The sequence below is a fragment of the Pantoea eucalypti genome, assembly GCF_009646115.1.
GTDB classification, from domain to species: domain Bacteria; phylum Pseudomonadota; class Gammaproteobacteria; order Enterobacterales; family Enterobacteriaceae; genus Pantoea; species Pantoea eucalypti.
In genome coordinates, this window is the sequence record NZ_CP045720.1 from 1,599,077 (window position 1) to 1,612,172 (window position 13,096).

General features: G+C 59.7%; 10 protein-coding genes. All 10 read left to right on the forward strand.

Annotation, left to right across the window (positions count from 1 at the left end):
* Positions 1-101 precede the first annotated feature (101 nt).
* The 10 genes from EE896_RS07315 (at position 102) to EE896_RS07360 (ending at position 13,020) form a co-directional block, all read left to right on the forward strand.
* Entirely contained in the window at positions 102-1,433 is a 1,332-nt protein-coding gene (locus EE896_RS07315) for an NAD(P)/FAD-dependent oxidoreductase (protein WP_003852381.1), read from the forward strand.
* An 11-nt stretch (positions 1,434-1,444) separates the two neighbouring features.
* On the forward strand, positions 1,445-2,287 hold the full coding sequence (locus tag EE896_RS07320) for a GNAT family N-acetyltransferase (RefSeq protein ID WP_140916209.1): 843 nt from the start codon (positions 1,445-1,447) through the stop codon (positions 2,285-2,287).
* A complete protein-coding gene (locus EE896_RS07325; protein ID WP_140916208.1) occupies positions 2,287-3,213 on the forward strand; it encodes a 2-hydroxyacid dehydrogenase in 927 nt (308 codons plus the stop codon). Before EE896_RS07320 ends, EE896_RS07325 begins: the two co-directional genes overlap by 1 nt.
* Position 3,214: 1 nt before the next feature.
* Positions 3,215-4,348 carry a M20 aminoacylase family protein gene (locus EE896_RS07330; protein ID WP_110411293.1) on the forward strand — a complete coding sequence of 378 codons (1,134 nt, stop codon included), beginning with the start codon at positions 3,215-3,217 and terminating at the stop codon, positions 4,346-4,348.
* Positions 4,349-4,461: 113 nt separating this feature from the next.
* The gene (gene gabT / locus EE896_RS07335) at positions 4,462-5,778 is read left to right on the forward strand and encodes a 4-aminobutyrate--2-oxoglutarate transaminase (protein ID WP_140916207.1); all 1,317 of its coding nucleotides are present in this window, start codon (positions 4,462-4,464) and stop codon (positions 5,776-5,778) included.
* Positions 5,779-5,944: 166 nt separating this feature from the next.
* Complete coding sequence (locus EE896_RS07340) at positions 5,945-6,454, forward strand: Lrp/AsnC family transcriptional regulator (RefSeq protein ID WP_003852391.1); 510 nt, start codon at positions 5,945-5,947, stop codon at positions 6,452-6,454.
* A gap of 252 nt (positions 6,455-6,706) precedes the next feature.
* Positions 6,707-7,153: a GNAT family N-acetyltransferase gene (locus EE896_RS07345; RefSeq protein WP_003852392.1), complete on the forward strand. Its 447-nt coding sequence runs from the start codon at positions 6,707-6,709 to the stop codon at positions 7,151-7,153.
* Between the two features lie 18 nt (positions 7,154-7,171).
* The gene (locus tag EE896_RS07350) at positions 7,172-9,217 is read left to right on the forward strand and encodes a hydantoinase/oxoprolinase family protein (protein ID WP_008926919.1); all 2,046 of its coding nucleotides are present in this window, start codon (positions 7,172-7,174) and stop codon (positions 9,215-9,217) included.
* Position 9,218: 1 nt separating this feature from the next.
* Positions 9,219-11,177, forward strand: coding sequence for a hydantoinase B/oxoprolinase family protein (locus EE896_RS07355; RefSeq protein WP_110411295.1), 1,959 nt, complete (start codon positions 9,219-9,221; stop codon positions 11,175-11,177).
* Between the two features lie 61 nt (positions 11,178-11,238).
* On the forward strand, positions 11,239-13,020 hold the full coding sequence (locus EE896_RS07360) for a thiamine pyrophosphate-requiring protein (protein WP_003852397.1): 1,782 nt from the start codon (positions 11,239-11,241) through the stop codon (positions 13,018-13,020).
* The last annotated feature ends 76 nt before the right edge of the window (positions 13,021-13,096 follow it).

Here is a 13,096-nt window from a genome sequence, read left to right on the forward strand (position 1 = left end):
TGCCTGCAGAGCAGTGATGCATTGCGCAGGCGACGTACTTACGCACAGCGGCGATGTTGCCCTGCGCCAGACCCGATACTGACAACAGAGGTTATTGTGTTATGCCTGCACCCATTCGTTATGTACAGGACAGTGCGAATTTCCCTGATTCCGCCGATGTGGTGGTGATTGGCGCCGGTATTGCCGGTGCCGCAGCCACCTGGGAGCTGGCAAAGCAGGGAGTGAAGGTTGTGCTGATTGAGAAAGGCCTGGTAGGGGCAGAGCAGTCAAGCCGCAACTGGGGCTGGTGTCGACAGCAGAACCGCGATGAGCGCGAACTGCCGCTGATTATTTATGCGCTGCAACGCTGGGGTGAGCTAAATGATGAAACTGGCGAAGAGCTTGGGTTCCGGCGCAGTGGTCTGGTCTACGCCACGCAGGAAGAGTCGGACATTGCGGCCTGGGACAAGTGGATCCAGATGGCAAAGGGCTATGGCGTAAACAGTTCGATTCTCACGGCGGAGCAGGCCAAAGCAATGACGCCGGGCAGCACCACTCCGTGGCGGGGCGGTCTCTCAGCGCCGACCGACGGTCACGCCGAACCGCGCCTCGCTGCGCCTGGGCTGGTGGCGGGCGCGCTGAAAAAAGGCGCAATGCTGTTTCAGCAGTGTGCGGTGCGCGGGCTGGATATCGCTGGCGGCCGTGTCAGCGGCGTCTGGACCGAACGCGGTCTGATCAAAACCAGCCGGGTTATCTGCGCCGGCGGGGCCTGGACCTCGATGTTCTGCCGTCGTCATGGCATTGATCTGCCACTGGGCAACGTCATTGGCACCGCTTTCCGTACCCAGCCTATCGAGCAGGCGATCGCCATGCCGCTCTATACGCCGGGCTTTGCCTGCCGGCCGCAGATGGATGGCAGTTACACCGTCTCCGTCTCGGGTCGCGGGCGTCTGGAGCCAGGCGCACAGGGGCTGCGTTACGCTCGTCAGTTCTATCCCACATTCAAAAGTCGCCGCAAGAATCTCACCCTGAACCTTGGACTGTCGCCGTTCTTCAACGGCCCGGAAGCGATGGGGGGCTGGGCATTTGACCGCGAGTCGCCATTTGAGCGCATGCGTATTCTCGATCCGGCTGCCGATGCAAAAATCGTGGAAGAGGGGCTGGCGGCGATGCGGCGTGAATACCCGGCGCTGGCGAACCTCCGGCTGGCGCAGTCGTGGGGCGGCATGATCGACAGTACCCCGGACGCAATTCCGGTGATCTCTACCGTGGCGAAACTGCCGGGGCTGGTGCTGTCTGCAGGGTACAGCGCCCACGGCTTCGGTATCGGACCGGGAGCCGGTCGACTGGCGGCGGATCTTGCCACCGAAGCCACCCCTATCGTTGATCCAACGCCGTACCGCTACAGCCGTCTGGTGGACGGCAGCGGACTTGAAACACCAGGCATGATGTAAGGAGAGTTTTAATGAGCCTGACAATACGCGCAATGACGCCAGACGATCTTGACCCGTGCTTCAGCATGACGCAGGCACTGAAATGGCCCCACCGACGCGAAGACTGGGCGCTGGCGCTGCAGCTGGGCGAGGGCACAGTGATTGAAGAGCAGGGCAGGCTGATCGGCAGTGCCGTGCTCTGGCGCTGGGGCGACAGTGCCGCCACGCTGGGTCTGGTGATTGTCGATAACCAGCAGCAGGGGCGTGGCCTCGGCAAACAGCTGATGCTGGCGCAACTGGAAAAAGTACCGGATTACAACGTGCGTCTGCACGCCACTGAAATGGGCAAAGGCTTGTATGAAAAGCTCGGGTTTGTCAGCTGTGGTGAGATTCGTCAGCACCAGACCCGTGAAGTCACCACGCTGCCAGACGTTGTGATCCCGGCGGGATGCCAGCTGCGCCCGGCGACACTGGCCGATCACAGCACGCTGGTGACGCTGGATCAGCAGGCACACGGTATGCATCGCCCGACGCTTATTGCGCATTTACTGCGCGACTGTCAGACGGTGATTTTAGAGGACGCATCACAGCAGATTCAGGGCTTCGCCAGCCTGCGCCGCTTTGGGCATGGTTGGGCAATTGGCCCGGTAATCGCCGCTGACTTTGCGATCGCGCAGGCGCTGGTCGCCTCGCTGATGCAGTCGTTACAGGGTGAATTCCTGCGAATCGACACCGACGCCGCGCTGCCGATGGCGGCCTGGCTAACCTCTCTCGGTATTCCTCAGGTCGATGCGCCCACCACAATGGTGCGCGGCACGCCCTGGACACCGCAGGGTATGCAGGCGTTTGGATTGATGACGCAGGCGATGGCCTGATGCATATCGTCTATAAATCGGAGCCTGAACGTGGGCGGATCTGGCAGCGCTGGCTGGCAGAACATGCACCTGACATTCACCTGCATATCTGGCCAGAGACCGGTGATCCAGACCAGGTTGAGGCGCTGGTTGCCTGGCAGCCTCCGGCAGACATTCCGGCGCGGTTTCCACACCTGAAACTGCTCTTCTCGGTGGGTGCCGGCGCCGATCAGTTTGACTTCAGTGCGCTGCCGCCCGACCTGCCAGTAATCAGGATGATCGAACCGGGTCTGACGCAGGGCATGGTGGAATATGTCACCTTTGCGGTGCTCGGGCTGCATCGTGATATGCCGCGCTATTTTCATCAGCAGCGCCAGCAGCAGTGGCTGGCACACGCGGCATTACCCGCCTCGCAGCGGCGGGTCGGCGTGATGGGGCTGGGCGAACTGGGTCAGGCCGCGTTAGCGCAACTGGTGGCGCTGGGTTTTGACTGCGCAGGCTGGAGCCGCACACCACGCCACTTTCCTGGCGTACGCTGCTGGCACGGCGCTGCTCAGCTCGCTGACTTCCTGGCCCACAGCGAAATTCTGATCTGCCTGCTGCCGCTGACCGACACGACGCGGGGTTTGCTGAACCACAGCCTGTTTAATCAGTTACCCCAGGGCGCGGCGCTGGTGCAGGCCGGTCGCGGCCCGCAACTGAACCATGACGATCTGCTCAACGCGCTGGAGAGCGGTCAGCTCCGTGCTGCCGTGATTGATGTCACCGACCCGGAGCCGTTACCTCAGGGCCATCCGTTCTGGCACCATCCCGCCATCTGGCTCACCCCTCACATCGCCAGCCAGACGCAGAATGAGAGCGCCATTGCGGCACTGCTGGAAAACCTGCGGCGCTACCAGCGTGGCGAACCGCTGCACGGTGAAATTGACCGTTCGCGAGGATATTAAGATGGAACATTTAGTGGCACTGCGCCGCGATCTGCATGCGCACCCGGAGCTGGGCTTTCAGGAGCAGCGCACCAGCGAGATGGTGGCGAATTTCCTGCAACAGCTAGGCATGGAGGTGCATCGCGGCATCGGTAAAACCGGCGTGGTCGGGATACTGAAAAAGGGCAGCAGTGACCGCATGATCGGCCTGCGCGCCGATATGGATGCGTTGCCGATGCAGGATCAGAGCGGCACAGAGTGGCAAAGCCAGGCAGAGCAGGTGAGTCACGCCTGCGGCCATGACGGTCATACTGTGATGCTGCTGGGGGCCGCCGAAAAACTGGCGCGCGACGTCAGCTTTGACGGCAGCGTCTGCTTTATCTTTCAGCCTGCCGAAGAGGGGCAGGCGGGCGCAAAGGCGATGATCGAGGATGGCCTTTTCAGCCGCTTTCCCTGTGAGGCGGTCTACGCCATTCATAACTGGCCTGAACTGCCCCTCGGTCAGGTGCAGACCCGGCCCGGCGCCATCATGGCGGCAGCCGACCGCTTTGATATTCGGGTGCTGGGTGGCGGCGGTCACGCTGCGCAGCCTCATCTCACATGCGATACGCTTCTTGCGACCAGTGAGCTGGTGGTGCAGCTGAATACCCTGGTTTCACGCGCACTCGACCCATGCGAAACCGCGCTGCTCACCGTTACCCGAATGCAGGGTGGCTTTTCACACAACATGATCCCGGCAGAGGCGAACATCACCGGCACGGTGCGCACCTTCAGCCCGACTGCACAGGATACGATTGAAGCGCGTTTGCGCCAGATGGCGGCGCACATCACCGCCGCCCACGGCCTGCAGGCAGAGGTCAGCTATCGGCGCTACTACCCGGCGACGATCAACAGCGCAACGGAAGCGCAGTTTTCCCTTGAGGCGCTAAAGCAGGCGGGCATCCCGGCTGACCTCGCACCACAGCCCGCGCTGACCTCAGAAGATTTTGCTTTTATGCTGCAGGCGCGCCCCGGTGCCTATCTGTGGCTGGGATCGGCACCCTGCAAGCCGCTGCACCATGCCGCTTACGACTTCAATGATGCGCTGATCCCGCATGGCATTAACGTTTTTGTCGCCCTGATTCGTCAGGCGCTGGCAGAGAAATTTCCCTGCTGAATGCAGCGGGATTTTGACAGGAAATGCCGCTGCCTGGGGAATTACGGCAGCGTAAGAAACCAGCAGGTTGCGATACTTGAGCCAACCGAACGTTACGTGGATGAGGGTTTAAAATGCAGAATGTCATGGCAGAGCAGCAAGCATATTCCGATAACAGCCTGTTACTGGATGCACGTGAGCAGAATGTGCCGCGCGGTGTAGTGACCGCCCATCCGCTGGTGATCGAACGCGCCAGAGGCAGTGAAGTATGGGATGTGGAGGGCAATCGCTATCTCGACTTTGTTGGCGGCATCGGCGTGCTGAACGTCGGCCACAATCACCCTGCGGTGGTCAATGCGGTCACCAGGCAGTTGGGTCTGGTTTCTCACGCCTGTTTTCAGGTGGTGGCCTATCCGGGCTACATTGAACTGGCACAGCGGCTGAACAAACTGGTCGGCGGCGATGAGGCATTCAAAAGCGTCTTCTTCACCAGCGGCGCCGAAGCCGTGGAAAATGCGGTGAAGATTGCCCGCTCGCACACCCAGCGGCCCGGCATCATTGCGTTTGATGGTGCGTTTCATGGGCGTACCCTGCTGGGCGTCACCCTGACCGGTATGTCCGCGCCTTACAAACAGAACTTTGGTCCGTTCCCTGGCGACATCTATCGTCTGCCATTCCCGAACCCGCTGCACGGCATCACCGAAGCGGACTGCCTGAAAGCGATGGATCAGCTCTTCGCTGTGCAGATCCTGCCTGAGCGTGTGGCCGCGATTATCATCGAGCCGGTACAGGGCGATGGCGGCTTCCTGCCAGCCGGACCGGCCTTTATGCAGGCGCTGCGTCGTATCACCAGCCAGCACGGCATTCTGCTGATTTGCGATGAAGTGCAATCCGGCTTTGGGCGTACCGGCACCATGTTTGCCTTCCAGCAGTTGGGGATCAAACCAGATTTAATTACCCTGGCGAAAAGCCTCGGCGGCGGTCTGCCGATTTCCGGTGTGGTTGGCCGTGCAGAGATCATGGATGCGCCAACGCCAGGCGGGTTAGGCGGCACCTACGGCGGCAACGCACTGGGCTGTGCGGCGGCGCTGGCGGTACTGGATCTGTTTGAACAGGAGAACCTGTTGCAGCGGTCCTGTCAGCTCGGCGAACAGCTCAACGCCCGTCTGCGACAGCTGGCGGACAAATATGCCTGCATTGGTGATGTGCGCGGCGTGGGCTTTATGCAGGCGGTGGAAATTCTCGACTTCGAAACGGGGCGTCCCGATGCGGCGCTTACCCAGAAGATCCTCGACAGCGCCTGCCAGGAAGGATTGCTGCTGATCAAATGCGGCCTGCATCGCAACACCATCCGTTTCCTGGCACCGCTGGTCACGACCGACTCACAACTGGAAGAGGCATTGCATATCTTTGATATTGCGCTGGCCCGCGCCACGGGCCGGTTGGGTTAAATCTGCATTCCTCATTGATTTTATTAGAATAATTTGAAAGCCTCCCGCTGGTATAACCACTGCGAAGCGCTGGCGCGTTTACGGTAAAGCGTGTTATATCTTCGGGAGGTTCTGAACATTTGATTAAGCGCCTGGCCCAACAGGCTCTGACAATGAGGGGGGTGCTATGAACGGCTTAATGAAACTTGACCGCATCGACATCAACATCCTGGTGCAACTCCAGAAAGATGGCCGTATCAGCAACGTTAACCTCGCCGACGCCGTCGGTCTCTCGCCCAGTCCCTGTCTGCAACGGGTCAAACGTCTGGAACAGGCTGGTTTTATCACCGGTTATGAAGCGCACATTAATCTCACCCGCATTACCGATTCGGTGACCGTCTTTACCGAAGTCACCCTGTCAGGCCATCGCCGCGAAGATTTTATGAAGTTCGAAAGTGCGATGCGCGACGTCGATGAGCTGATGGAGTGCCATCTGATCACCGGCGGCTATGACTATTTGCTGCGCTTTATTACCCGCAGCATTGAACATTATCAGGAAGTGATTGAGAAGATGCTGGATGCGCAGATCGGCATTGATAAGTACTTCAGCTATATCGTGATTAAATCCCCGATCATGAAAAGCAGCGTGCCGTTACGATCGCTCATCGGGAAGCACACTGTGGAGTTCGGCGTATAAATGTCTGCCCGGCGTTGCCTCTCTCCTGCGTCCACCGGAGAGAGGGCCGTCACACCCATCCCGCTTTTTGGCTGCCTGCCTGACCCGTTATCCCGTTACCTCTATACCGCTTTAATCTGCCCAATCTTCCCTCAGCATAAAATTTTTTTCCGTTACAAAATTCAGTGGCTGCACCCGGTTTCAGGGCGCGCTACAGCCTCAACCATCGTCCGAACCCTTTTAAAATGATTTCAACCGATACAAGGAGTTGCCATGGACTCATTACAGATTGCTGATCAGCAGTGGCAGCGCGATATGTTCACCATTTCTACCGATCGCCAGCGGCTGGACCTTGCCTGGATCCATATTCAGCTGGCGGAGAAGTCCTACTGGGCCAAAGGTCAGCCGCAGGCCAAAACCACGCGGGCGATTGCCGGTTCGCTGCCGTTTGGTCTTTATCACCAGCAGACTCAGATAGGTTTTGCCCGACTGATCACTGACTACACCCGTTTTGGCTGGCTGTGCGACGTGATCATTGATGAAAACTGGCGCGGTCACGGGCTGGGCAGCTGGCTGGCGACCTGCGTCCGTGAACATCCGGAGCTGCAAACGGTGCACCGCTGGATGCTTTCAACCCAGGATGCCCATCAGGTCTACCAGCGACTCGGCTGGCGTGTTGTGCAGCATCCCGAGACGCTGATGGAATTTCCGCTCTCATAACTCTGGAGTTAACCCGATATGCGATACCGCGTTGGCGTGGATATTGGTGGATCCTTTACTGATTTCGCCGTGCTGGACCAGCAAACGAACCAGATCCATACCCTCAAAGTCCTGTCACGCCCGGACAAACCTGGCAGCGAAATCGAGACCGGGCTGACGCAATTTCAGCAGCATCAGGGCATTGATCCCGCTGAGATTGGCTACTTTACCCACGGCACGACGGTAGGGATTAACGCGGTGATCCAGCGGCGCGGTGTGCGGCTGGCACTGTTTGCTACCGAGGGCTTCTGCGATGTTCTGGAGCTGGCGCGGCTGAAAATTCCGCATATCCATGATCTTTTCTCCCGGCGTGCCGCACCGCTGATTACCCGCGACCGGGTATTTGCCATCCGCGAACGCATTGACGCCCACGGCAATGTGCTGCACGCGCCTGATCGTCAGAGCGTGCTGGACGCCATTGAGCAGGCACGCGCCGCAGGTTGTCAGGGTATTGTCGTGTCGCTGCTGCACAGCTATCGCAACCGGCATAATGAAGCAGCAGTAAAAGCGATTATTGAGGAAGTCGCGCCTGAGCTGCTGACCTCCTGTTCCGCTGACATCTGGCCGATTATTCGTGAATATGAACGCACCATCACCGCCACCATTAATGCCTACGTGCAGCCGATGGTCATTCACTACCTGGAATCCTTTGAGCAGGCGCTGAAACGGCTTGGCGTAAAGCCGCCGCCGCGTATCACCAAATCCAACGGTGGGGTAATGGGCGTCGGGCAGGCGAAACGCGAATGCGTCCAGATGGTGCTCTCGGGCACCGCCTCCGGGGTGATCGGGGCCAGCTATCTGGCCAGCGCCTGCGGTTTTGACAAAATCCTCAGCCTGGATATTGGCGGCACCAGCGCCGACGTAGCGGTGATCATTGACGGCAAAGTGGCGCAGGGCAACGGCGAAATCATCGGCGACTTCCCGATCTTTATTCCTTCTGTCGCCGTCACCTCAGTGGGGCAAGGCGGCGGCTCGCTGGCGTGGATTGACGGGCAGGGCGTATTGCAGATGGGACCAGACAGTGCCGGATCGCTGCCGGGTCCGGTCTGCTTCCAGCGCGGCGGCACACAGCCGACGGCCACCGATGCCTTTGCCGCCTGCGGCATGATGGGCCACGGTGCGTTGGGTTATAACGCCGTGACGGTGGATGTTGCCGCCGCCCGGGCGGCCTGGCAGCCCCTGGCCGATGCCCTCACTATTTCGGTCGAGGAAACCGCGGAAACCGCTATTCAACTGGCGATCTCCAGCATGTACAGCGACACCAGTGGCCTGCTGTCCCGCTTTGGCCTCGACCCACGTGAATTCTGGTTCCTCGCCTTTGGCGGAGCGGGCCCGATGATGGGCTGTTTTCTTGCCCGCGAACTGAACATGAAAGGGGTGATTGTTCCGCCTACGCCAGGCGTGCTCTCCGCATTAGGCGGACTGGTAGCGGACATCCGCAACGATTTTATCCGCACACTCTACGGCGACCTGACGCCTGCGCTGGCTGACACATTAGCCAGTGAAGCCGAAGCCTTGCAGCAGCGCGCCTGCAACTGGCTGACGCAGGAGCACGGCAGCGACATGCCCTATAGCCTGCAGTTCAGCGCGGATATGCGCTATCACGGACAGTCGTTTGAAATCGACGTGCCGCTGGAGGCGAGCTGGCTGACGCAGGCAGATTTCACTGCGCTGCATGACGCCTTTGATCGCCAGCATCAGCAGCTGTTTGGTCACAGTGACCCGCAGGCACCGGTGCAGTTGATTAACCTGCGGCTGGTGATCGCCTCACCCACGCCAAAACCGGTGATTAACCGGCTCGCAACGGCGACAGAACCGGTGCCAGTGCTGAAACAGACCGATGCATGGATCGACGGCGCATGGCATCAGGTGGATGTGGTGCTGCGAACCGTATTGCTTGCCGGCCATCAGTTACGGGGTCCGGTCATCATTGCGCAGAACGATTGCACCACCTGCGTGCCGCCCGGTATGGGCGTGACGGTCGATTCCTTTGGTAACCTGCTGATCACGGCGAACGAGGCATAACATGGCGATTGATGGACGTAACTTACAAATCCTGGCGAACTACTGCGCCGCTGCTGCTGATGCGATGGCCTTTACCCTGATGCGTACCGCGCACTCCACCTTTGTTAAAGAGACGGAGGATTTCTCCTGCCAGATTGTCAGCCGCACCGGACTGGCGTTTGCCTCGCCGCGCAGTTTTGGCGCACCCTGGTACAGCGGCATCGACTATGCGCCAGTACTGGCACTGATTGACGATTACGCCGACGGCGATATCTGCATTACTAATGACGCCTACGCCGGCAATGTGGCGACGCACTCGCCCGATATCCACATCTGGAAGCCGGTGTTTTACAAGGGCGAAATTGTCTGCTTCGTGGTGGGGCACATTCATAACACCGACGTCGGCGGCGCGGTGCCCGCCTCACTGTCGCGCTCGCTGACCGATATCGTGCAGGAGGGGATCCGCATCCCGCCACTGAAAATCATGCGGCAGGGGCAGCTCAATGAAGAGGTCGCCAGCATCATGCGGCTCAACGTGCGGGTGCCGGACCAGAACTGGGGTGATTTCAAAGCACAGCTGGCTTCAGTTAACGTCGGTGAGCGTAAAATCCACGACATTATCGCCCGTTTTGGTATCGACGATTTTTTACAGGGCATAGAAGGGATTCTCGATTACGCCGAAGCACAGGCCCGCAGCATTATCAGCACCATTCCCGATGGGGAGTATTTTTATGCCGACTACGCCGATGAAGATGGCGAGGGCGGTTATCCCTGCCGTATCGCCATTACACTGCGGGTGCAGGGCGATCAGCTGGAGCTGGACTACACCGGCAGCGACCCGCAGCTGGCCTCGTCACTGAACATGCCGACCGGCGGCCGTGAACGGCATCCGCTGGCGCTGGTGGGCGTCACTTATGTGCTCTCCACACTGGATCGTTCGCTGCTGCTGAACGCGGGAACACTGCGACCGACCCGGGCGATCCTGCCGCCGGGTACGGTGATGAATTGTGAAGCACCGGCGGCGGTGGGGATGCGCTCGCTGACCTGTGCACTGTCGCAGATTGCGACAATCGGCGTCTTCTCGCTGGCGATGCCGGACCGTCTTCCCGCCAATTCACCGGGCGGTAATTCAATCATGAACATCCGCACGCAGACGCATAACCGCAGCGTGGTTGCTTCTCTGGGTCCAGTGGGTGGTGGCGCGGGCGGTACGCCGCGTCATGACGGGCCTGACGGCTCTGGCGGGCTGTCTGCCTTCCTGAAAAACACGCCCATTGAGATCAACGAAGCGGAAGTCCCGATCCGTTTTCATCGTTACGGGCTGGCTCAGGACAGCGCCGGCCCAGGTCGCTATCGCGGCGGCTTAGCGACCGAAATGGCATTTGAGATTTTCTCGCCCAACACCACGATTACCGCGCGCAACCGTAACCGGTCGGTGTTTGCCTCGGCGGGCTTGGTGGGCGGGCAGAACGGGGCGCTCTCTTACTTCTGCACCCGGCGCAATGGCGAGGTTATCAATCACGGCAACACAGACGTAATCCACTGCCAGCCGGGTGACGTGGTCGAAGTGCGGGGCCCTGGCGCGGGCGGTTATGGCCTGCCGTCACAGCGCGAGACTGAGGCGGTCATGCAGGATGTGCGCTGTGGTTATCTCAGCGTCGCAGCAGCCCGGGCGCAGTATGGCGTAGTGATCGTTGATGACGGTGTGGATGAGTCAGCCACAGCGCGCCTTCGCGCCGCGATGCCGCAACGCGCTGCGCAGCATTTTGAGCACGGCGAGGCACGGAATCGCTTTGAAACGCTCTGGACCCCTCAGCGTTACCAGTTGCTGACCGCTTTTCTGGCAGGCGCACCGGTCAGCTGGCGTCATTTCCTGAAAACCCAGGTATTCCGGGCGGTAGCGGAGATAGGCGAAACGGCGGATATGAATCAAATATTCAGTGATTTGCATCAGCGATACCCGGCCATGGCGAACAATTAACGGAGAGTGCGCATCGTCGACTACGCTTTAAGTCTGCATGGACTATGAAGGCAACGCGACGATGAGCATGAAAACCAGTGATTTTTTTGTCCAGCGCCTGAAAGAGTGGGGCGTCACACGCATCTACGGCTATCCAGGTGACGGGATTAACGGCGTGCTGGGAGCTATCCAGCGCGCTAACGCTAAAGGTGACGGCATCGAATTTATTCAGGTGCGGCACGAGGAGATGGCGGCCTTTATGGCGGCCGGGCACGCGAAGTTTACTGGGGAGCTGGGCGTCTGTCTCTCAACTGGCGGGCCGGGCGCAACCCATCTGCTGACCGGGCTTTATGACGCCAAAATGGACCATGCGCCGGTGCTGGCGATTGCCGGACAGGCAGAAGCGACTGCGCGGGGAGCCAGTTATCAGCAGGAGATGAACCTGGACCGCATCTTCTCGGACGTCGCTAACTTCGTTCAGGAAGCTTCGACCCCGACACAGGTGCGCCATCTGCTGGATCGTGGCGTGCGCATTGCCAAAGCGCAAAACGGCGTGGCGGTGATCATCATCCCTAAAGATATTCAGGATGAAGAGTGGCAGCCGCCGCAGCATCTGCATGGCTTCACCCATTCCGGCAGCGGCTATCAGCGTCCCAAAGTTATCCCCTACGAAGCGGACCTGCAACGCGCTGCCGACGTGCTTAACGCCGGTAAAAAAGTGGCGATTCTCATCGGTGCGGGCGCACGCAACGCCGCCGTTGAGGTGGTGCAGGTTGCCAATGTGCTGGGTGCCGGAGTAGCAAAAGCGCTGCTGGGCAAAGATGTGCTGCCGGACGACGCGCCGTTTGTTACCGGCTCGATTGGCCTGCTCGGCACGAAACCTTCATCCGATTTAATGCAAAACTGCGACACCCTGCTGATGATTGGCAGCGGCTTCCCGTGGACGGAATTTCTGCCGGAAGAGGGCAAGGCGCGTGCGGTGCAGATAGACATCGATCCCGCCATGCTGGGCCTGCGCTATCCCAGCGAAGTGAACCTGCATGGCGATGCGGCAGAAACGCTGCGCGCGCTGCTGCCGCTGCTGGAGCATAAAGCGGATCGCAGCTGGCAGGAGGATATTGCGGTTCAGGTACGTGACTGGTGGACGCTGATGGAAGAGCGTGCCATGGCACCGGCTAATCCGGTCAATCCGCAGCGGGTAGTGTGGGAGATGTCACCTCAGTTACCGGACAACGCCATTGTCACCTCGGATTCCGGCTCCTGCGCCAACTGGTTTGCCCGCGACTATCGGGTGAAGCAGGGACAGCGCGCGTCACTCTCCGGCGGTCTGGCCTGTATGGGCGCGGCGGTGCCTTACGCGATTGCCGCGAAATTTGCTCACCCGGAAAAACCGGTGGTGGCGCTGGTGGGAGACGGTGCGATGCAGATGAACAACATGGCCGAGCTGATCACTATTCAGAAATACTGGCAGCAGTGGGCCGATCCGCGCCTGATTGTCTGCGTGTTCAACAATCAGGATCTGAATCAGGTCACCTGGGAGCAGCGCGTGATGGAGGGTAACCCTCGCTTCGACGCGTCACAACAGCTGCCGGATGTGAAGTACGCTGAGTTTGCGCAGTCGCTGGGAATGGTCGGTATTTTTGTCGACAACCCTGACGATCTGGCCGGTGCCTGGCAGCGTGCGCTCAGCGCCGATCGCCCGGTATTACTGGAGGTGAAAACCGATCCGGAAGTCGCGCCATTACCGCCACACATCACCTTCAAGCAGGCGAAAGCCTTTATGGCGTCGATGGTGAAGGGCGATCGCGGCGCAGCGCAAATCATCAGCGACACCGCCAGTCAGCTGTTTCATAAAAAGCATTAAGGGCTAAGTGGGGCGGTCGCGTCTCACTAACCTTTATTCCCGGATGCCCTCGCGTCCGGGTCTTAAACCCCTTCAT